Source organism: Methanothermobacter thermautotrophicus str. Delta H (assembly GCF_000008645.1).
In the GTDB taxonomy this organism is placed as follows: domain Archaea; phylum Methanobacteriota; class Methanobacteria; order Methanobacteriales; family Methanothermobacteraceae; genus Methanothermobacter; species Methanothermobacter thermautotrophicus.
This window is the reverse complement of sequence record NC_000916.1, coordinates 1055690-1074565: the sequence shown is the minus strand read 5'-3', so window position 1 is coordinate 1074565 and position 18876 is coordinate 1055690. Positions and strand designations below refer to the sequence as shown.

25 protein-coding genes are annotated in these 18876 nt (G+C 50.4%); 17 read left to right on the top strand and 8 right to left on the bottom strand.

Annotation, left to right across the window (positions count from 1 at the left end; all coding sequences use genetic code 11):
- The first annotated feature begins 24 nt into the window (after window positions 1-24).
- From mcrD to MTH_RS05470, 17 genes are all read left to right on the top strand, one after another.
- Window positions 25-462 (top strand): methyl-coenzyme M reductase operon protein D, encoded by a 438-nt coding sequence (gene mcrD / locus MTH_RS05550; protein WP_010876791.1) that lies wholly within the window; start codon window positions 25-27, stop codon window positions 460-462.
- Entirely contained in the window at window positions 463-1059 is a 597-nt protein-coding gene (mcrC, locus tag MTH_RS05545) for a methyl-coenzyme M reductase I operon protein C (protein WP_010876790.1), read from the top strand.
- Window position 1060: 1 nt separating this feature from the next.
- Window positions 1061-1810 carry a coenzyme-B sulfoethylthiotransferase subunit gamma gene (gene mcrG / locus MTH_RS05540; RefSeq protein ID WP_048060982.1) on the top strand — a complete coding sequence of 250 codons (750 nt, stop codon included), beginning with the start codon at window positions 1061-1063 and terminating at the stop codon, window positions 1808-1810.
- A gap of 19 nt (window positions 1811-1829) precedes the next feature.
- Window positions 1830-3482 carry a coenzyme-B sulfoethylthiotransferase subunit alpha gene (gene mcrA / locus MTH_RS05535; RefSeq protein WP_010876788.1) on the top strand — a complete coding sequence of 551 codons (1653 nt, stop codon included), beginning with the start codon at window positions 1830-1832 and terminating at the stop codon, window positions 3480-3482.
- Window positions 3483-3565: 83 nt separating this feature from the next.
- Window positions 3566-4453 (top strand): tetrahydromethanopterin S-methyltransferase subunit E, encoded by an 888-nt coding sequence (gene mtrE / locus MTH_RS09680; protein ID WP_010876787.1) that lies wholly within the window; start codon window positions 3566-3568, stop codon window positions 4451-4453.
- Window positions 4454-5155, top strand: coding sequence for a tetrahydromethanopterin S-methyltransferase subunit D (mtrD, locus tag MTH_RS09675; RefSeq protein WP_010876786.1), 702 nt, complete (start codon window positions 4454-4456; stop codon window positions 5153-5155).
- Entirely contained in the window at window positions 5155-5958 is an 804-nt protein-coding gene (gene mtrC, locus MTH_RS05520; RefSeq protein ID WP_010876785.1) for a tetrahydromethanopterin S-methyltransferase subunit MtrC, read from the top strand. Before mtrD ends, mtrC begins: the two co-directional genes overlap by 1 nt.
- 12 nt (window positions 5959-5970) lie before the next feature.
- On the top strand, window positions 5971-6273 hold the full coding sequence (locus tag MTH_RS05515; RefSeq protein ID WP_010876784.1) for a tetrahydromethanopterin S-methyltransferase subunit B: 303 nt from the start codon (window positions 5971-5973) through the stop codon (window positions 6271-6273).
- 12 nt (window positions 6274-6285) lie between these two features.
- Window positions 6286-7002, top strand: a complete 717-nt coding sequence (gene mtrA, locus MTH_RS05510; protein ID WP_010876783.1) for a tetrahydromethanopterin S-methyltransferase subunit A — start codon at window positions 6286-6288, stop codon at window positions 7000-7002.
- 12 nt (window positions 7003-7014) lie between these two features.
- Window positions 7015-7221: a tetrahydromethanopterin S-methyltransferase subunit F gene (mtrF, locus tag MTH_RS05505; RefSeq protein ID WP_010876782.1), complete on the top strand. Its 207-nt coding sequence runs from the start codon at window positions 7015-7017 to the stop codon at window positions 7219-7221.
- Complete coding sequence (gene mtrG, locus MTH_RS05500) at window positions 7221-7481, top strand: tetrahydromethanopterin S-methyltransferase subunit MtrG (protein ID WP_010876781.1); 261 nt, start codon at window positions 7221-7223, stop codon at window positions 7479-7481. The genes mtrF and mtrG overlap by 1 nt, the downstream gene beginning before the upstream one ends.
- A gap of 15 nt (window positions 7482-7496) precedes the next feature.
- Window positions 7497-8429, top strand: coding sequence for a tetrahydromethanopterin S-methyltransferase subunit H (gene mtrH / locus MTH_RS05495; RefSeq protein WP_010876780.1), 933 nt, complete (start codon window positions 7497-7499; stop codon window positions 8427-8429).
- Window positions 8430-8609: 180 nt separating this feature from the next.
- On the top strand, window positions 8610-9566 hold the full coding sequence (locus MTH_RS05490) for a calcium/sodium antiporter (protein WP_048060981.1): 957 nt from the start codon (window positions 8610-8612) through the stop codon (window positions 9564-9566).
- Between the two features lie 5 nt (window positions 9567-9571).
- Window positions 9572-10003 (top strand): universal stress protein, encoded by a 432-nt coding sequence (locus MTH_RS05485; RefSeq protein WP_048060980.1) that lies wholly within the window; start codon window positions 9572-9574, stop codon window positions 10001-10003.
- A gap of 136 nt (window positions 10004-10139) precedes the next feature.
- The gene (locus tag MTH_RS05480; protein ID WP_048060979.1) at window positions 10140-11624 is read left to right on the top strand and encodes a methanogenesis marker 14 protein; all 1485 of its coding nucleotides are present in this window, start codon (window positions 10140-10142) and stop codon (window positions 11622-11624) included.
- A gap of 1 nt (window position 11625) precedes the next feature.
- Window positions 11626-12258, top strand: coding sequence for a TIGR00454 family protein (locus MTH_RS05475; protein WP_048060978.1), 633 nt, complete (start codon window positions 11626-11628; stop codon window positions 12256-12258).
- Window positions 12212-12478: a PRC-barrel domain-containing protein gene (locus tag MTH_RS05470; protein ID WP_010876775.1), complete on the top strand. Its 267-nt coding sequence runs from the start codon at window positions 12212-12214 to the stop codon at window positions 12476-12478. The genes MTH_RS05475 and MTH_RS05470 overlap by 47 nt, the downstream gene beginning before the upstream one ends.
- A gap of 113 nt (window positions 12479-12591) precedes the next feature.
- Here the strand turns inward: MTH_RS05470 and MTH_RS05465 are convergent, their stop codons facing one another.
- From MTH_RS05465 to hmdB, 8 genes are all read right to left on the bottom strand, one after another.
- The gene (locus MTH_RS05465) at window positions 12592-13824 is read right to left on the bottom strand and encodes a SufB/SufD family protein (protein ID WP_010876774.1); all 1233 of its coding nucleotides are present in this window, start codon (window positions 13822-13824) and stop codon (window positions 12592-12594) included.
- Window positions 13806-14561: a Fe-S cluster assembly ATPase SufC gene (gene sufC / locus MTH_RS05460; protein ID WP_010876773.1), complete on the bottom strand. Its 756-nt coding sequence runs from the start codon at window positions 14559-14561 to the stop codon at window positions 13806-13808. The genes MTH_RS05465 and sufC overlap by 19 nt, the downstream gene beginning before the upstream one ends.
- A gap of 72 nt (window positions 14562-14633) precedes the next feature.
- Window positions 14634-15107 (bottom strand): FeGP cofactor biosynthesis protein HcgF family protein, encoded by a 474-nt coding sequence (locus tag MTH_RS05455; protein ID WP_010876772.1) that lies wholly within the window; start codon window positions 15105-15107, stop codon window positions 14634-14636.
- Entirely contained in the window at window positions 15104-15757 is a 654-nt protein-coding gene (locus MTH_RS05450) for a hypothetical protein (RefSeq protein ID WP_010876771.1), read from the bottom strand. The genes MTH_RS05455 and MTH_RS05450 overlap by 4 nt, the downstream gene beginning before the upstream one ends.
- 38 nt (window positions 15758-15795) lie before the next feature.
- Window positions 15796-16500 carry a Nif3-like dinuclear metal center hexameric protein gene (locus tag MTH_RS05445; protein WP_010876770.1) on the bottom strand — a complete coding sequence of 235 codons (705 nt, stop codon included), beginning with the start codon at window positions 16498-16500 and terminating at the stop codon, window positions 15796-15798.
- Entirely contained in the window at window positions 16487-17263 is a 777-nt protein-coding gene (locus MTH_RS05440; protein ID WP_010876769.1) for an SAM-dependent methyltransferase HcgC family protein, read from the bottom strand. The genes MTH_RS05445 and MTH_RS05440 overlap by 14 nt, the downstream gene beginning before the upstream one ends.
- 78 nt (window positions 17264-17341) lie before the next feature.
- Window positions 17342-17812 carry a DUF3236 domain-containing protein gene (locus MTH_RS05435; RefSeq protein WP_010876768.1) on the bottom strand — a complete coding sequence of 157 codons (471 nt, stop codon included), beginning with the start codon at window positions 17810-17812 and terminating at the stop codon, window positions 17342-17344.
- Between the two features lie 14 nt (window positions 17813-17826).
- Window positions 17827-18858: a 5,10-methenyltetrahydromethanopterin hydrogenase cofactor biosynthesis protein HmdB gene (hmdB, locus tag MTH_RS05430; protein WP_010876767.1), complete on the bottom strand. Its 1032-nt coding sequence runs from the start codon at window positions 18856-18858 to the stop codon at window positions 17827-17829.
- Window positions 18859-18876 lie beyond the last annotated feature (18 nt).

Sequence of the window (18876 nt, the reverse complement as noted above, 5' to 3'; positions counted from 1 at the left end):
CTCAGAACTGGGGGCAAAAAACCAATGGACGTTCAGATATTTCCACACCGGCTACTAGGGGCTGACACCACCGAGAAACTCCTTAACCGCCTTGAGGACATCAGCGGCGTTAAGAGAATGGTGATACATGGACAGCGCCTGCCACCAGAGGACCACCCTGACAGACGCATAATCAGCGTTAAAGGTCATGAATTCGAGCTTCAGGTGAAAACAGGCCGAGTACTCCTTGAGATAGAGGACGAGGACACAATAGCTGACATCAAAAGGGTCTGTGAGGATCTCCTGCCCTTTGGATACGATGTTACTCCTGGAAAATATATAAGGACGCAGAAGACAGTGACGGATGAGATAAAGTATGGTGAGGACCTTGATAAGGTGCCGGAGGAACTAATAGGTCTCACAGACCAGAACGCCCGGCTCAGTGAAAGGGCCACCATAATAAAAAGGAAAAAGGAGCATTAGATGATCGGAAAGTGCACTCACGTTGTTGACTGCAGAGAAACAATGGGAATGGGTGAAGGGGGAGGAATAGCCCAGAGGGGCACCTTCGCCCAGTGTGGAAGTGAAGTCCTTGCAGTGGCAATGTCACCTGGCAGACGCCACATCACAAAGCCTGTCTGCGAGATAACATTCGCCCTCAGGGAAGCCAACATAATGACCAGCACCATAGTCCTGAATGCAGGTGCAGGAGTACCGCAGGACGCTCCAAGCGCTGGAGCAGGAAGTCTCTTCGGTCTGACACCGGCTGAAGTCGAGCAGATGAAGAGGCACAAACTCCTGGTCGTACACCTTGGAGGAGTCAAAAATCACATTACCTACAAGGCGCGCCTCATACTCAGGAACGTCGACAGACCATGCATAATCATCTGCGAATACCCCGTGGACTTCGAGGACTTTGCAAAGATAGGTGTAAGGACAAGGGCTGTCATGCCAGATGAACCAAAAACAAAGGGCACCATCGTTGACATTGTGAGTGGAGTCATAAGAGGAGAAACCTGTCCCCAGGAAAAACTTGATGAGATTATAAGAAAGGTTAAGTTAGCATTAGGAGGTGCATGATATGGCACAATACTATCCCGGAACAAGTAAGGTTGCTCAGAACAGAAGGAATTTCTGTAACCCTGAATACGAACTCGAAAAGCTGAGAGAAATCTCAGATGAAGATGTAGTAAAGATTCTGGGTCACAGGGCCCCAGGGGAAGAATATCCAAGTGTTCACCCACCACTGGAAGAGATGGATGAACCAGAGGACGCAATAAGAGAAATGGTTGAACCAATAGACGGTGCAAAGGCCGGTGACAGGGTCCGATACATACAGTTCACAGACTCAATGTACTTTGCTCCAGCACAGCCATACGTACGATCAAGGGCATACCTCTGCAGGTACAGGGGTGCAGACGCAGGTACACTCTCAGGACGTCAGATCATCGAGACCAGGGAGAGGGACCTTGAAAAGATATCCAAGGAACTCCTTGAAACAGAATTCTTTGACCCTGCAAGATCAGGTGTCAGAGGTAAATCTGTCCACGGACACTCACTCCGTCTCGACGAAGACGGTATGATGTTCGACATGCTGAGAAGGCAGATCTACAACAAGGACACCGGCAGAGTCGAAATGGTCAAGAACCAGATCGGTGACGAACTCGACGAACCCGTGGACCTTGGTGAACCACTGGATGAGGAAACCCTCATGAACAAAACAACCATCTACCGTGTGGATGGTGAAGCCTACCGTGATGATACAGACGCCGTGGAGATCATGCAGAGGATCCACGTTTTAAGATCACAGGGAGGGTACAACCCAGAATAATCCGGGGGAGGTGTAGATTATGGCTGACAAATTGTTCATAAATGCTTTAAAGAAAAAATTTGAAGAATCCCCTGAAGAGAAGAAAACCACATTTTACACACTTGGTGGCTGGAAACAGTCCGAGCGAAAAACCGAGTTTGTGAACGCTGGTAAAGAAGTGGCAGCAAAGAGGGGCATACCCCAGTACAACCCTGACATAGGTACTCCGCTGGGTCAGAGGGTACTCATGCCCTACCAGGTCTCAACAACAGACACCTTCGTTGAAGGTGACGACCTCCACTTCGTAAACAACGCTGCCATGCAGCAGATGTGGGACGACATAAGAAGAACCGTTATAGTTGGTTTAAACCATGCCCACGCCGTTATAGAAAAGAGGCTGGGTAAGGAGGTCACACCAGAGACCATAACCCACTACCTGGAAACAGTGAACCACGCAATGCCCGGTGCAGCTGTCGTCCAGGAACACATGGTGGAAACCCACCCAGCACTGGTGGCAGACAGCTACGTCAAGGTCTTCACAGGTAACGATGAAATCGCAGATGAAATTGACCCTGCATTCGTCATAGACATCAACAAACAGTTCCCAGAGGACCAGGCAGAAACCCTCAAGGCAGAGGTTGGAGACGGAATCTGGCAGGTCGTCAGGATCCCAACCATAGTCTCAAGGACCTGTGACGGTGCAACAACCTCACGATGGTCCGCCATGCAGATAGGTATGTCCATGATCTCAGCCTACAAACAGGCAGCAGGTGAAGCCGCAACAGGGGACTTCGCATACGCTGCAAAACACGCTGAAGTTATACACATGGGTACATACCTGCCTGTGAGACGTGCAAGGGGTGAAAACGAACCTGGTGGTGTGCCATTCGGTTACCTTGCTGACATCTGTCAGAGCTCAAGGGTCAACTACGAGGACCCTGTCAGGGTGTCACTTGACGTTGTGGCAACCGGTGCAATGCTCTACGACCAGATCTGGCTTGGCTCATACATGTCAGGTGGTGTAGGATTCACCCAGTACGCAACAGCAGCCTACACAGACAACATCCTCGACGACTTCACCTACTTCGGTAAGGAGTACGTGGAGGACAAATATGGACTCTGTGAGGCACCAAACACCATGGACACAGTCCTGGACGTTGCGAGTGAGGTCACATTCTACGGACTTGAACAGTACGAGGAATACCCTGCACTCCTCGAAGACCAGTTTGGTGGATCCCAGAGGGCCGCAGTCGTTGCAGCTGCAGCTGGATGTTCCACAGCCTTCGCAACAGCAAATGCCCAGACAGGTCTCAGCGGATGGTACCTCTCAATGTACCTGCACAAGGAGCAGCACTCCAGGCTCGGATTCTACGGTTACGACCTCCAGGACCAGTGTGGTGCATCCAACGTCTTCTCAATAAGGGGCGACGAGGGACTGCCACTGGAGCTTCGTGGACCTAACTATCCAAACTACGCCATGAACGTGGGTCACCAGGGTGAATACGCCGGTATATCACAGGCACCACACGCTGCCCGTGGAGACGCCTTCGTGTTCAACCCACTGGTGAAAATAGCATTTGCAGACGACAACCTCGTCTTCGACTTCACCAACGTACGTGGCGAGTTCGCCAAAGGTGCTCTGCGAGAGTTCGAACCAGCCGGTGAAAGAGCACTCATAACACCTGCAAAATAGATTAACGAAGGTGCATTGCACAAACTTTTTAAGTGTAATGCACCTAATTTTTTTTATTCAAAAAAATAAAAGGAGGAAGAAATATGGACCCTATGATAACAGGTTTAGGTGTTGTAGCTCTCATGGGTGCAGCTGCAACCATAGCAGGAGCCGCAGAGGACTTAGAGTCTGACGTAGGATCCCAGAGTAACCCCAACTCACAGGTTCAGCTGGCACCACAGATGGGACACCTGCACCGTATAATCAACAAGGCCGTTTCAGGGGAACCCGTTGCCTACGGGACCTGGTGCGGAATTGCTGGTTCAGTTGCATATGTGCTGATGCAGTCAATGCAGCTGCCTGTGATAATGGCAATTGCAGTTGGCGCTGTAATCGCCGCAATGGTACACACAACCTACGCTGTAACATCCCACATGGGACGAATTGTTAGCCAGTCCCAGTTCAACCAGCCACTCTTCATGGACATGCTGGTTCAGCACTTAGGCCCAATTGCAGGGCATGGATTTATTGTGACATTCTGTATTGTAGGATTATCATACCTCATGACACTACCAATCCCTGGCTTTGCACACCCATTCCCGCTGCCACTTCTGGCAGTGCTCTGGGGTATAACAATAGGTGCAATCGGTTCATCAACAGGGGACGTCCACTACGGTGCTGAAAGGGAGTACCAGCAGTACCCCTTCGGTGGAGGTATCCCGGTTGCGATTCACGGTGACATAACAACAAAGGCAGAGCTGGGTGCAAGGAACTCAATGGACGTTGTTCACTTCTGTGCAAAGTACGGCGGACCCTTAACAGGATTCGCATTCGGTGCAATCGTATTCCTCAGCTTCTGGAACACAATAGTCTTCGGTATAACCGGCGGAATAATATCCGGCCTCATAATAGTCTTGTTACTGATAATCCTCAACAACAGACTTGAAGTCTTTGCAAGAAACAGATATGGACCATACAAGGAGGATGAATAGATGGATCCATTACTACTGATAGGAGCTATAACCGCTGGAGGAGTACTCATAGGTGGAGGTGTTCACTTCGTACCTGTGGGTGGTGCGCCAGCAGCTATGGCAACAGCCACAGGAGTGGGTACCGGTACAGCAATGCTTGCTGCAGGTGCAGGTTTAACAGGACTCATAACAGCTGCAGCCATGACCGGACAGTCCCCACTCATGATAATGGCTGCTGGAGCCGTTGGTTCAATGCTCATGATAGGTATCACCATGCTTGTGGGTAACCTCATCTATGTATATGGTGTGGGTACAGTTCCTGTATCTGCAAAGGTGGCTGTGGACCCCCTAACAGGCATGGAACAGGAAAAATACGTCACACCAGGTACCGAGGGTCATGGTCTACCAACCGTCTGTTTTGTCAGCGGTATAATCGGGGGAGCCCTCGGTGGAATAGGTGGTGGGCTCATATACTGGGCACTCAACGAAGCCCTTAAGACCCTTTCATATGGTGCAATTGGCGCTGCAGGTGTTGCAGCAATCTTCGCCGTCGGTATATTCTTCATAAACGCGGTTATTGCATCATATAACATTGGAGGTACCATAGAAGGTTTCCACGATCCTAAATTCAAGAGGATCGGAAGGGGAATAGTGGCATGTCTCATAGCCTCCATTGTTGCAGGCGCCCTTTCAACATTACTCGTATATGGAGGTGTCTTCTAATGTCAGTAGCAGCAGGAGGACCGGCCGGTGCAGCCATACCTGAAAGCAGGCTCATGGCACTCGGAATAATCGGTGGACTGGGAGGCATATACGCATCAACGGTTAACCCGGTCATAGGCCCCGTTTTCGCATCCCTGGGAGCTGTCTGCGCAATCATATGGGGTGCAGACGCCATAAGAAGGGTTGCAAGTTACGGTCTGGGTACCGGTGTCCCATCAATAGGTTACATGTCAGTTTCAATAGGTATAGTCGGTGTTGTCGCCGGACTCGCATCAGTGTTCACGCTACCTGCACTGGCAGCACCAGTCGTCGGACTCATACTCGCCATGATACTGGGTGTCGTCGTGGCCGTACTCGGTAAGAAGATAGTTAAGATGAAAATCCCGATCCTTGAGAAATGCACAGCTGAGATTTCAGGGGCAGCAGCTCTCTCAGTGCTTGGATTTTCAGCGGCCATTGCAGGCAGCTACACCATGCAGGCGGTTCTAACATCAGTCATAGCAACAGGATTCATAGGTCTGCTCTTCATACTCAACACAATGGCAATCCAGCACCCATTCAACGCCTGTCTGGGACCAAACGAGAACCAGACAAGGACACTCAAGCTGGCAGCATCAACAGGATTCATATCAATGGCCATTGCTGGCCTCCTTGGAATAGGACTGAACCCTGGCTGGTGGCTGGTTTCACTGGTGGGTGCACTCTGCTGGGTCGTGGCCTTCAAGTCATTCGTGAGCGCATCCTTCGAGGAAGCCGCATCCGTGAAATGGTCAGGTCTCTGGCCTAAGGAGGAAGAGCAGTAGGAGGCTTTAAAAATGGAAATGTTACCACTTGTTAAGATCGCTCCGGAATACAACCTGACCCTTGATCCTTCCACCGGTATGATAGGGGCTGCTCTCGGAAGGGAAGTTATAATATTATCCATGGATGAGATAAACGAACAGATAGCAGAATTAGAGGCTACAGCAGATGATCTGATTAACTCACTGGACCCAACAACCACCCCACTGGATTCCTATCCTGGAAGGGAGGGAGTGTACCTCACAGCAGGTAAACTCACCAACATGGTTTACGGGTTCATTCTTGGTCTGATCATCCTGTTTGCCCTGCTCTTATAGGAGGTGTTATGAGTGGTTGAAAAGAAATCACCTGCTGAAGGATGGCCTGTGGTCAACGGGGACTACATCGTGGGTGACCCCGAAAGTCCTGTGGCTGCCACCACCCTTGCCTCACACATAGAAGACGTACCAGTGGAGGCCGGCGCTGCCATCGCAGGGCCATGCAAGACAGAGAACCTCGGTATCGAAAAGATGATCGCCAACCTCATATCAAACCCCAACATCAGGTTCCTTATACTCTGCGGTTCAGAGGTCCAGGGACACATCACAGGACAGAGTATTGAGGCCCTCCACCAGAACGGTGTGGACCCTGATAAGAGGAACATCATCGGTGCAACAGGTGCCATTCCCTACATAGAGAACATACCAGATGAGGGTATTGAGAGGTTCCAGAAACAGCTGGAAATCGTCAACCTCATAGACGTTGAGGACGCCGACGCCATCAAAGCCAAGGTCAAGGAGTGCATTGAAAAGGACCCAGGCGCATTTGAAGAAGAGGCAATGGTCATAAAGGTTGAAGAAGGCGGAGAAGAAGAGGAAGGCGAAGAAGTCAAGCCTGTGGCACCAGAAACAGCACTCATCGAGGCCAGGATGAGGAACATCCAGACACAGGTTAAAATGATAGGTTCCACCAACAGAATGTTCGCAGGTATGTACTCAGGTAAGGTTCAGGGTATAATGATAGGCCTTGCATTCACCCTGACACTGGGCATACTGCTACTGGTCTAGGGAGGCTTCCAGATGATTATACTATCCAACAAACCGAATATACGTGGCATTAAGCGTGTTGTAGAGGACATAAAATACCGGAACCAGCTCATCGGTAGAGATGGCAGGTTATTCGCAGGTCTGATAGCCACAAGGATTTCAGGTATAGCCATCGGATTCCTCCTGGCTGTCCTCCTTGTCGGTGTACCTGCAATGATGAGCATATTAGGGGTGATCTGATGTCAGAGGAAGATAAAACCACAATACCCCGCGTACTTGTCTCTGCTGATGAATTCAACAAGGCAAATGAGAGGCTCGATGATATCGAGGAAAAGGTGGAATTCACCGTAGGTGAATATTCACAGAGAATAGGACAGCAGATCGGTAGAGATATAGGTATTTTATATGGTATTGTGATAGGTCTGATTATCCTTGCAGTAACAAACATACTGTTTGCAGGACTGTTAAAAGGACTTTTAAAATCCCTATTCGGACTATAACTTGGAGGTTTACATATGTTTAGGTTTGATAAGGAACAGATCGTACTGGATATAGCTGGAACCAAAATTGGTGGTCAGCCAGGAGAGTACCCAACTGTTTTAGCAGGAACAATATTCTATGGTGGACACAGCATCATCGAGGATGAGAAGGCAGGTGTCTTTGACAAGGACAAGGCAGAAGCCCTCATAAAGACCCAGGAAGAGATGTCTGATGTCACAGGTAACCCGCACATCGTCCAGACCTTCGGTCAGACACCAGAAGCAATTGTCAAGTATCTTGAATTTGTGGGTGATGTGACAGACGCACCATTCTTCATAGACTCAACATCCGGTGAGGCAAGGATTGCAGGTGCCAACTACGCCAGTGAAGTTGGACTTGAGGACAGGGCAATCTACAACTCAGTCAACATGGCCGCTGATGAGGCAGAACTTGAGGCTCTCAAGGAAACAAAACTCTCAGCTTCAATTGTCCTCGGATTCAACCCAATGGACCCCACAGTTGATGGTAAGATTGGAATCTGGGAAGACGGTGCAGGCACAATAGACAAGGGTCTTCTTGAAATGGCTGCTGAGTGTGGTATCGACAAGTACCTCATGGACGTGGCTGTAACACCACTCGGTCAGGGTGCCGGTGTGGCTGTGAGGACATCCTTTGCAGTCAAGAGCAAATGGGGTTACCCTGTTGGTAGTGGTATACACAACGTGCCATCAGCCTGGGACTGGCTACGTGAATACAAGAAGGACCACAAGGAGGCCTGGCCTGTCTGTGACGTTGGATCCAACCTGATCCAGCAGATGGCCGGTGGTGACTTCGTCCTCTACGGTCCAATAGAAAACGCCAAAATGGCCTTCCCTGCCTGTGCAATGGCTGACATATTCATAAGTGAAGCAGCCAAGGACATAGGCACAGAGCCAGTGGAAGATCACCCATTCTTCAAACTGCTCTAGGAGCAGTTAAACCATTTAATTTTTTTTCAACATCTTTAATACTAAAATGTTCATTTTTATTATAACAATCTTTAAATACAAGAAAACGGCAACATATTTCCGACACAAACTTTTAAGTGCCAGTATTCAATTATTATACTGGTCTTGAGGGTATTGAAGAAATTCTTCAGTGGTGATAACTTGCTTGAAAGGGTATTGATTCTCATAGTGGGCCTTGTGGCCTCCTTGATACTGGTTATAAAATCTGCGGATCTATTCGTTGATAACCTGGTTGACCTTGGATCCTCCCTGGGGATATCTGAGGTCATACTCGGTGTTACTGCATCTGCCATCGGGACATCCCTCCCTGAATTCGGTTCAGCCCTCATAGCATCCCTGTCCGGGAGTACAGATATAGGGGTGGGATGTGTTATAGGCTCAAACATATGGAACATTGCAGGGATCCTGGGGATATCCTCTGTGGTGGCTGGGATCATAGAGACCAACGCCGACGGTCTTAAGAGGGATTTCAGCGCAACCCTTGTAACGGGTCTGATTCTTCTATTTTTCATGTTCTTCGGAAATATAGGTAAAATTGCAGCACTTGTAATGGTCCTAACCTATGCTGTTTATCTCTGGCGCCTCATAAAGGCCCAGAAGACCTATTCAGATGAAAATTCAGGTAAAAATGAAAGAGAACCCCTTGACCTAAAAAAGCTTGCCCTCACAGTCGTGGGATTTGCAGGTCTTGTTATAGGCTGCCGGATACTTGTGTACACCGGAGTTGAACTGGCAGACATCGCAGGAATACCTGCCATGATAATGGGACTCTTCACACTGGCCATAGGCACCAGTATACCGGAACTCGTGGTCACACTGTCATCTGCGGTGAAGGGACTCCATGAACTCTCAATAGGCACAGTCCTTGGAAGCAACACCTTCAACATACTTGTGGGCATAGGTGTACCGGCCCTCATAGCACCTGTACCCGTCGAGAGACTGTCCCTCACCTTTGATGCACCGGTGATGATACTTGTCACTGTGCTCCTTGTCCTCCTTATAAGGCAAGGGGACATGAAACTTAAGAGGACTGGCGGCATAGTTTTACTTGCAGTGTACATATCATATGTTATTATGAGACTTTTTGTACTGGCGTGATTGAAATGTACAGGAAAATTCTGGTTCCAACAATGGGAGAATACATGGATGAACTCATAGAGCACACCCTCGACCTCCTCCATGGGAGGGAAGCAGAGGTCATATGTCTATACGTGGTTGACACGGCGGTACCATTCCTCACACCCAAGAAAGTCAAGGAGATGATGGTTAAGGAGCTGACCCAGAGGGGTAATGAGATACTGAGGGACATGGAAAAGGGACTAACAGGCCCAGAAAACCCCAATGTCAGTTTCAGGGCCGTTATGCGTGAGGGTGACCCTGCAGATGAGATAGTTAAAGTTGCAGAGGAGGAGGATGTCGACGTCATAGTGATGGGTACAGGTAAGAGCCTGGTTGACAAACACCTCCTTGGAAGTGTATCAGAGAAGGTGGTACACTACGCACCCTGCACAATTCACCTGGTGAGGACAGTCTAACAACAAACCCTCACCCACCAGACTTTCTCGGGTGAAGATCCCCTTTAAACCTTTTATTCTTTTTCATCTGACCCTATTCATAAGATTTATATTAACTCCCCAGATACAATATTACATTAAATCAGGGGGTAATCATTTGTCATTTTTGAGCAGATTATTCGGTCCCAAGCCCATTATAGCAAAAAGCAGATTCATAACAATAGAGGATACTAAAACAGCACCCTTTACCAAGAAGACGGTGGGGTCAGGTTACTCAATGCGCCCGGATGTATACTACATTGTTGCCTCAGTGGAGCTCGGCAACACAACAACAAAGTGCATTCTCACAGCCACCAACCTCAACACCAGCAGGACCTACCTCCTTGACAAGACCGTCAAGATGACCCGTGACATAAGACCCCCACGGGAGAGAGAGGAGGTCTTTGGCAAGACAGTCTGGGGTGTTGAGCTCACAAAGGAGGCTGTCTCTGAACTCGTAAGAGACACGATACTTGAATCCCTCAGAAGGGCGAAGGTTGACATTGAAAGGGACCTCGACTTTGTTGTAAGATCCACCGGTGTAACAGCAGGTTTCGGGTCACCCGAGGAGGTGGGTAAACTCATAATAGCCCTGGCAGACGGCTGCCTTGCAGCAGGTATACCCCCCAGGAAGATGGCGCCCGCCCTCTCAAAGGAAAACATCCCCGAACGCCTCAGAGAATTCTGCTACCTCGACCGTGTAATATTCGACGGTGCAGTGGCAAGCGTTATACCTCCGACGGGCAGGGAGGTTGTTGCAAACGAGATGGAGGGAGAACTTGTAACAGCAGGCATCAAGGTCGGTTCAAAGTGGACAAATGTGGACTACAGGAACCCCTGCGTCTCCCTGGACTTTGGAACAACCCTGGCAGGCCGAATAGTCAATGCGGATGAACCCTACGCAAGGACCGTCGGGAACTTCTGCGGACTTGCAGGCGCAATACCGGACGCCATAATCAGGGGTACCGAGATGGTGGACTGCAGGGGCGGAGCAGCACTTGACCTCTACAAGAAATCCATCCTCAAGGGGGCCAACTGGAAGAAGGCCAGGAGGCATGCCGAGAGGATACATGATGAAATAATCGACATCCGGAAGGTCCCTGCAAACAGAAAAAGATTCGGAACGGTCCCCGTGGATACAGAGGCCGCCTACAGCGCAGGCACCACACTCATAGGATGTGACGCAGGTAAAAATGGTGATAAGCTCCCTGAACTAACAGAAATCGGCCACAGCATATACCAGGAGGATGGTATACACACCCTCTTTGCAACACTGGACCATGTCAGCGCACTCATAGCAAAGAGGCTCATAGATGAGGCCTTCGAGGAGGGTGTCATTGAGGAGGGTTCGGTCCTCGGTGTCACAGGCAGGGCCGGAATCACAGGCACAAAGCCCAGTCTAATACTTGAATATGTGAAGGACCGCTTCAGGGACTGTATATTTGTCTCAGATGCCCTGGCCATGGGTGCAGCGGTCATGGCAAGGTGCATGAACTCCATGGGGACACCCCACAAGCCCCTGGGAGGAAGGCAGAACGGCCCGTGCATCCTCGGAATGAGGAGAAAGTTGCAGTCAAGAAAGGAAGATAAATGGATTGAATAGGATGATGGCACTTGTAATGGCCGGTGGAAGGGGCACAAGGCTAGCTATCGACTGTGAAAAGCCCCTCCTTGAGGTAGCAGGACGACCCATGATAGACCATGTCCTCGAGGCCCTGGAGTCTGCCACCGGTGTTGATGGGATAATCGTGGTAACAAGCCCACACACCCCCATGACAGAGGATCATGTTAGGGGAAGACACCCCATATTCAGAGCATCGGGCGGAGGTTATGTGGAGGATCTCAGGGAGGTTCTCTCACACCTTGAGGAATCATACCATGAGCCCCTCCTTGTCATCAACTCTGACCTCCCACTTGTGAGGCCATCAACCATTGACTGGATAATATCCAGCTACCATTCATGCCCGGAACCTGCCATGTGTGTCGCAGTACCAGATGACCTGTGCAGAAGGCATGGACTTGATTTTTCAGGGTCCCTGGATGGATTAGTACCCTGCGGGGTAAATATATTAATGAGTAAAAACAGAGTACAAGAACAGAGGATCCTTGAGGCTTCCATGCTGGAGCTCGCGGTTAACATAAATAGCTGCAGGGATTTGAAGGTTCTGGAGAAGATTTTAGGTGAGATTGATGGAAGAGAAGAAGCTCATAAAAGGGGAAGAGAAGTACTGGAGTGAGATAAAGGGATACCAGGTCGCCACCAACAATGCACGCATCCTGGGGGAGCTTGAAGAACTCATAATCAACGATAAAACAGGTAAGATAACCGACGTGGTTATCAAGGTGGACAGCGGTAGAAACGTGACAGTCAAGGGGGCCAAGAAGAAGGGCGACTACCTCCTGGTACCATTCGGGAAGGTTGAAAAGGTCGGTGAATTCATAATAATCGCAGAATAACTATTTTTTCCTCTAATTATCCTTTCCGGGTTATATCCTCAGAGTAGAGGCTTGTACTTTCTTTCAGTTAAAGAAGTTCCAGGATTACCCAAAAATAAAAAAATTCGCTGGATTTACATGCCCTTGAGGCTCATATCCAGCATTCTCTTGGTTTCAGCCGCAAGTTCGGGTGGAAGGCCGGTTATATCCATACTCAGGAAGCCCCTCACAATCATGGATGCTGCCTCCTCCTCGGTAAGACCCCTTGAGGTGAGGTACATGACCTCCTCCTCGGCTATCTTACCGACAGCGGCCTCATGGGACATCTCGAGTTCAGTGGCGCTACCCTCAAGTTCAGGGACAGCGTATATCATTGAGTCATCTGAGAGCACAAGACCGTGGCATTCAAGGTGACCCTTAACCTCAGGGACCCGCCCCGCAAGGTGACCCCTTGAATATATCTGTGATGAGTCCTTGGAGACAGCACGTGAGACCATCTCGGCACTGGATCCCCTGCCCTCAAGTATGACCCTTGAGCCCATGTCAAGCACAGAGTCCTTCTGACCACCAAGGATGGACTGGAAGACGACCCTTGAGTTCTCACCGGTACAGTAGGCTGTTGGATAGGACTGGATGCTCTTCACGGGGCTTGTCAGTATGTAGTTGTTTATGTAGGTGGCGTCATCACCAACCATTATACCGGTCCTGGGGCGCACCTCAACCTGCTCTGCCCAGTTGTGGACCATGGTGAAGGTTATCCTGGCACCCTTCTTGAGGTAGAACTCGGATACACCCACATGGAGGGCTGAGCTCACATCCTCTCCTGTTGCACAGCCTGTGATTATGTGAAGTTCAGAGTTCTCCTCAGCTATTACGATGTTATGGGCTGTCTGCATAACCCTCTCATCACCTATGAACATACAGGCCTGTAGGGGGAACACCTCACGTGCACCCGGCTTTGACCTTATGAAGTAACCACCCATTTCACCCTCAGCCTCCCTGAGGGCTGTGGTGGCGGTGTACTTGTCGGTGTCAACGGCAACTGCCTTCCACATGTAATCCTTCAGCCAGCTGTACTTATCGAGGGCGACATTCATTCCCATGATTTCTATTGACTCGGAGGCGCAGGTTGTGCAGATGCCTGACTGATCAACCTGTATGAAGGTACCTGCCCTTTCCCTCTCCTCAGGGTCAACACCGACCCTCAGGAGTGTCTCCTGGACCTCCTTGGGGACCTCCTTGGCCCTCGTCACCTCCTCGTGTTCACCGGCTTCCTCCTTTATGAATTTTTCAAGGTCGATGTCCTCACCGTAGAGGGCCTTCTTTTCCCTGGCCTTCTCAGCCTTCTTCAGTGTATCCCGCAGCATTCAACACACCCCTTGAATCCATCCTTCCTTATATCCTCAATTATCTCCTGTGGATTCCCTGAACATGCTATCCTGCCATCCATGAGCACATGGGCGGTATCGGCGCTTACAAAGTTCAGTATGTATCCCAGGTGGGTTATTAGGAGCCCTGCCTTCTTCCTCAGACCAGGTTTCTTGTCCTTGTCAAGGAGCACGTTGATCTCCTCCGCCAGGAGCTCCACATTCTCAATGTCAACACCGGAATCCGGTTCATCGAACATTATGAAGTCAGGTTTCTGGGCCAGTAACTGGAGGATCTCGGATCTCTTAACCTCACCACCTGAGAATCCAAGGTTCACATCCCTCTCAAGGAAGCTCTCATCGAACTTCATCTTGGCTGCAAGTCCCCGCAGCTCGGGTGTCAGTTCGTCCTCTGTTTCCAGACCAGATTCAACCTTGAGGAGGTCCATGAGCTTCACACCCCTTATTGCTGGGGGGTTCTGGAAGCTGACACCTATACCCATCCTCACACGCTCTGTTGTGCTCAGATCGGTTATATCCTCACCCTTGAAGATTATCTGACCATTTGTAACCCTGTACTTTGGAAAACCCAGAATCGTCATGAAGAGGGTGCTCTTACCTGAACCGTTGGGTCCGAGAAGGACATGTGTCTCTCCCCTATCGATGTAGAGGTCTATGTCCTTGAGGACCTGTTTTCCGCTAACCTCAACCGCAAGGTCGGTTATTTCAAGAAGCAGTTAAACCACCACCTATTTCTTCCTTTTAATAAATTATTCGTAGGATACAATAAATAGATTCCTATGCCAATCCTATTCTAGGAAGGATTCAAGGAGTTCAAGTGCGCACCGTATACCGGATCTCTGTCTCATGAGGATCTCTTCAGCCCCTGAGAACCTGAGGTCCGCTTCAACATCGGAGTTTATGACCTCCTCCCTGTTTTCTGAGACAACTGCAATGCCGCCCCTTCCGATACCTGCGGTCGTACCTATACCCAGATCTGCTGAGGTGAGCTCCCTCACGGATCTTGCCATCATGAGGGCCACCCTCTCATCCTCCTCTTCAGTGTAGACCTTGATGTCATTCAGGGTGGCTGAGGGTTCAGGGGGTTCAAATTTGAGGATGCTCCTTATACCTGAGAGGGTTGGTATGAAGAGACCTGCCACCAGCACCACATCTGAGTCCACACTCCAGCTGTAGCCTCCAGGGTAGCCCATGGAGTAGGCGTGTATCTCCCTTGCAACGAATCCATGGGTGAAGCACTCAGCAGTCGCAACCCTTATCATCCGAGTTTCCTCCTGAGGAGTTTGAGTATCTCTGCAGTCATAACCTCCGATACACGGTCAAGGACGTACGGGGTTACTGGCTCCCAGTCCCTTATCAGTTTCCCGGTCCCTACAAGCAGGTGGTCAGTGACGCCCTCATCAAGGAGGTACTCCACTATGGGGTTCCCGGGATCAGCCTCCTCTATACTGATGGCATTCACCTCCTCCTCACCTATCCCGAAAACTCCCATGGTGCTGATGGTGGCGGAACCCCTTTTCTGGGCGTACTTTATTATCTCTGCAGTCACAGGCAGGGTATCACCACCTGCAATCTCAACACAGACAACATCTCCCCTGAGGAGGTGGAGGTTGTCCCGGTCTATGTACTCGGGGATGCCCCTCACCGTCCTTGAGAAGCCAGGGGTTGCAAGTGATTCAATGAACTTCACCTTGTACTCCCCGGGCGTGGCACCCATGAGGCGGAATATGAGGTCATCGGCAGATACACGCTGACCATCAATCACATTTATCCTCTCGGGGCCTCCCCTGTGTATCTGCATGAGGTTGAGGGCTGTTCGAAGCCCCAGCCTGCCGGCACCAACGAGGGTTACCTCACCACGGGGGGCCTTTTTCCCTTCAAGTTCAGAGATCTCCAATAATATCACCGCCATTTTCTGCTCTTTCCCTTAAGTTCATGCGTTCCATGTACCTAAATGTAGGCGGCCCTGTACTCACTCCAGGGGGTGCCAGTATCCAGGAGTTCCGCCATGACCCCGAAATCCTCAATGACCTCACGGAGTCTGTGGAGACCGGGCATCTCGGTCGCATGGTGACCTGCATCTATGAGTGTCAGGTCCATGTTCCTCCCGAGGATGGCGGGTCCATGGGTGAGGTCACCTGAAAGGTACGCCGATACACCCTCACTCCAGGCCCTCATTATGAGTGATTTATCTGAGAGTCCAAAGCCAGAAACCACAGCGACCCTGTCCACGTATTCACGGGGATTAACAACCCGCAGGGTCTCAGGATTAAGAACCCCTGTTCTTTCGAGGAGCTCTTCAAGGGATAGATCAGCCCTACATATGCGGTCGACACCTGTATCAGGGTCAAGGAATGATTCAACATCCAGTCCCAGGGCATCTGCCAGGGCGTCACAGGCACCTCCATCGGCAACGTCCCAGTTGGAGTGGACTGTGAGGTAGGGGATGGGGGGTTCAACCTCAGGGGGGTGGTGGAGGACCAGGAGGTCGTAGCCATCCACAGCGACATCCTCAAGGTAATCCATGAGGACGAGGACAGCTTCAACCTCGATTTCAGGGCCATGGTATCCTATCCGGTCACCCGGGAGGGCAAGTTCAGGGGGGGCAACCCTATCCATCAATTCGATAAGGGAGTCTATTCTAATTGTTATCACCGTCCTCTTCTGTAACCTCCGACCTTATCATTCCTAGGTTCCCCTCAAGTATCTCATCGCAGCTGATATCCCCCAGGGACGATACAGTAAGGGCAGGTGATTCAAGGGCCCTGAGGAAGCCCTGAGGGTCCCTCTCTCTGAAGAGGATCCTCTCAAAGAACCTAAGGGTTGCGGTTGCATACAGTACTCCTCTACATTCAAGGGCATCGGCCATTGACCTTCGAAGAACCTCGACTGTGAGGGTCATTGTGCCCGAGGTCTTGGCACCGAGTCCAAGGGTGCGGAGGGACGCCTTCAGATCTGCTTCAACCGCCTCAAGCCGTTCAGCGGTACTGTTGTAGCCCATTATTGTTTCATCACTGCCATCAGAGGTCGGGTCCTCAACGATGAAGGCCCCTGCAGTGAAACCTGAGAGCTCCTCAGGGGTTACACCACCAATGCCGGTTGTATCAACTATGAGGTCCCAGTCACCATTCAGTCCATGAATACCCTCCCGGAAGTCCACATCTCCCCTAAGGAGGAAACGTGTCTGGGGGTTTATATCTGCAACTGTAACCCTGCAGTCAAGGGCACCTGAGATCGCGGCGCCTGTGAAGTATGAGCCTATAATCAGGGCATTTTCAGGTTCAAATCTGGCATCATCGAGCCACCCAGTGACTGCAGAGGATTTGAGATGGGATATCCGTCTTACTATGTCACCAACTGTGAGGGATGAGAAGAAGGTCTTCACGGTTTCTGTTATGCCTGTTTCAGGGGGTTTCATTTTTGATCAGCTGTTTCCTGTTATATGGTTCATACTGTTTATGGACCTGTTTTTCTCTGCTGTTCTTTGATGGGGCCTTTATCTTTTAAACCCTATCCTCTCAAGTGCATGGGTCATCTCTGACCTCACAGCCTCTCTCACTTCCATGCTGTGTATTACATGTGGGGGGGACATGGCTGCAGATAGCAGGCGTCCCCTGGAGTCCATTATAACGAGGAGGGACCCTGAACCAGGGACGCCGAGCCTCCCCCTGGCAATTACAAGGTCCGCACCTGAGATGTCCAGCGCCATGAGGGCCTTTGTGACTGCTGGCATCCTGGTGAGGTCTGCCCAGTTGGTGTTGAACTGAAGGTGTTCGGCTTCCCGCAGATTGAAACTTCTGAGGACATCGTTTATCGCATCAACCTTCTCAGCATTCCAGTTGGGGACCACGGTCCTGCGGGCACTCCTTATGTACTTCCTTATGGCCTCAACCTCTTCAGATCTGTCCCCGCGGCGTCTGTCCTCTGCAGATTCAAGGTAGGCTTTACCTATGAGGTCCTCAAGCATTTCAACACCCCCAATCAGAGCAGAGCCACTCCCTCGGCTGAGGGGGCAGGTTTTAACTGGGCCCTCAGTCCCATTTCCTTCACAACCTTCAGGACGTCCCTGAGGTTCCCGTAGCGGGGGGACCCCACACCCTTAACGTCATGGGGGTAGCCGTCCGGTATAACAGTTGCAAGGTTATCGGCCCCGGCCATCAGGGAAAACCTGACATTCTCGGGCCCTATTGTGGGTGTTGGAACTGTTATCCTTATGTCAGGGTAGAGGATCCTTGTAATGGCTATGGTCTTCATCTGCTCACTCAGGGGGCAGGGCGGATGTTCCTCCATTGGAGTGCCAGGGTAGGGGTTGAATCCCATTATGGGTATCTCACCAAGGGTTTCAAATTTAGATAGAAACTTAAGGTGCTCCAGGCGATCAGCGTAGCTTTCACCAAGACCTATGAGCAGGCCACTTGAGAGCTCAATACCTGCCGCACAAACCATTTCACAGACCCTGATCCTGTCCTCGATTCTCTCACCGGGTTTAACACTGCTGAAAAGTTCCCTGTTGGTGGTTTCAAGGTTGCAGCATACAGTGTCTGTCCCGTAGTCTGCAAGTTTCTCTGTGGCACTCCTGTTGAGGTCAGATCCAACGTTTATGAGGAGTTCAAGTGATGTGTTCTCCTTAACTATCCTGGCAGCCTTCACGGCATGCTCACCATTGAATCCATGGGCACCTGAGCAGCTGACCCTGGGTATTCCTGATTCCTCTATTATGAGGGCGGCTTCAAGGATCTCATCATCAGTTTTGAAGAATGAGTTATAGTAACCATTTTTTGATGTGCCTGCAGCAAATCCACAGTAACCGCACCGTGGCCTGACCTGGCACATGTTTGTTATGTGCACTGTGGATGTCAGCTTCACAGAGCCGCGGTTTTCACGCATTATATTGAAGGCTGTTTTCATGAGACTGGCAAGATCCCCGGATTCTCTTATTCTGAATAACTGGATAACCTCTCCATCCTGGAGCTGGTACCCTTCTGCCGCCTTTTTCAGTATTTTATCTATCAATTTAACACCAGTTTCAGC

What these genes read in the sequence shown, in the direction of transcription:
- MTH_RS05440 (WP_010876769.1), bottom strand. Translation starts at nt 17,263, where the DNA reads ATGAAACCCCCTGAAACAGGCATAACAGAAACCGTGAAGACCTTCTTC.
- mcrD (WP_010876791.1), top strand. Translation starts at nt 25, where the DNA reads ATGGACGTTCAGATATTTCCACACCGGCTACTAGGGGCTGACACCACC.
- mcrG (WP_048060982.1), top strand. Translation starts at nt 1,061, where the DNA reads ATGGCACAATACTATCCCGGAACAAGTAAGGTTGCTCAGAACAGAAGG.
- MTH_RS05435 (WP_010876768.1), bottom strand. Translation starts at nt 17,812, where the DNA reads ATGCTTGAGGACCTCATAGGTAAAGCCTACCTTGAATCTGCAGAGGAC.
- MTH_RS05470 (WP_010876775.1), top strand. Translation starts at nt 12,212, where the DNA reads ATGGAAGAGAAGAAGCTCATAAAAGGGGAAGAGAAGTACTGGAGTGAG.
- mcrA (WP_010876788.1), top strand. Translation starts at nt 1,830, where the DNA reads ATGGCTGACAAATTGTTCATAAATGCTTTAAAGAAAAAATTTGAAGAA.
- mtrF (WP_010876782.1), top strand. Translation starts at nt 7,015, where the DNA reads ATGATTATACTATCCAACAAACCGAATATACGTGGCATTAAGCGTGTT.
- mtrD (WP_010876786.1), top strand. Translation starts at nt 4,454, where the DNA reads ATGGATCCATTACTACTGATAGGAGCTATAACCGCTGGAGGAGTACTC.
- MTH_RS05465 (WP_010876774.1), bottom strand. Translation starts at nt 13,824, where the DNA reads ATGCTGCGGGATACACTGAAGAAGGCTGAGAAGGCCAGGGAAAAGAAG.
- MTH_RS05455 (WP_010876772.1), bottom strand. Translation starts at nt 15,107, where the DNA reads ATGATAAGGGTTGCGACTGCTGAGTGCTTCACCCATGGATTCGTTGCA.
- MTH_RS05485 (WP_048060980.1), top strand. Translation starts at nt 9,572, where the DNA reads ATGTACAGGAAAATTCTGGTTCCAACAATGGGAGAATACATGGATGAA.
- mcrC (WP_010876790.1), top strand. Translation starts at nt 463, where the DNA reads ATGATCGGAAAGTGCACTCACGTTGTTGACTGCAGAGAAACAATGGGA.
- mtrE (WP_010876787.1), top strand. Translation starts at nt 3,566, where the DNA reads ATGGACCCTATGATAACAGGTTTAGGTGTTGTAGCTCTCATGGGTGCA.
- mtrC (WP_010876785.1), top strand. Translation starts at nt 5,155, where the DNA reads ATGTCAGTAGCAGCAGGAGGACCGGCCGGTGCAGCCATACCTGAAAGC.
- MTH_RS05475 (WP_048060978.1), top strand. Translation starts at nt 11,626, where the DNA reads ATGATGGCACTTGTAATGGCCGGTGGAAGGGGCACAAGGCTAGCTATC.
- mtrH (WP_010876780.1), top strand. Translation starts at nt 7,497, where the DNA reads ATGTTTAGGTTTGATAAGGAACAGATCGTACTGGATATAGCTGGAACC.
- MTH_RS05515 (WP_010876784.1), top strand. Translation starts at nt 5,971, where the DNA reads ATGGAAATGTTACCACTTGTTAAGATCGCTCCGGAATACAACCTGACC.
- mtrG (WP_010876781.1), top strand. Translation starts at nt 7,221, where the DNA reads ATGTCAGAGGAAGATAAAACCACAATACCCCGCGTACTTGTCTCTGCT.
- MTH_RS05450 (WP_010876771.1), bottom strand. Translation starts at nt 15,757, where the DNA reads ATGGCGGTGATATTATTGGAGATCTCTGAACTTGAAGGGAAAAAGGCC.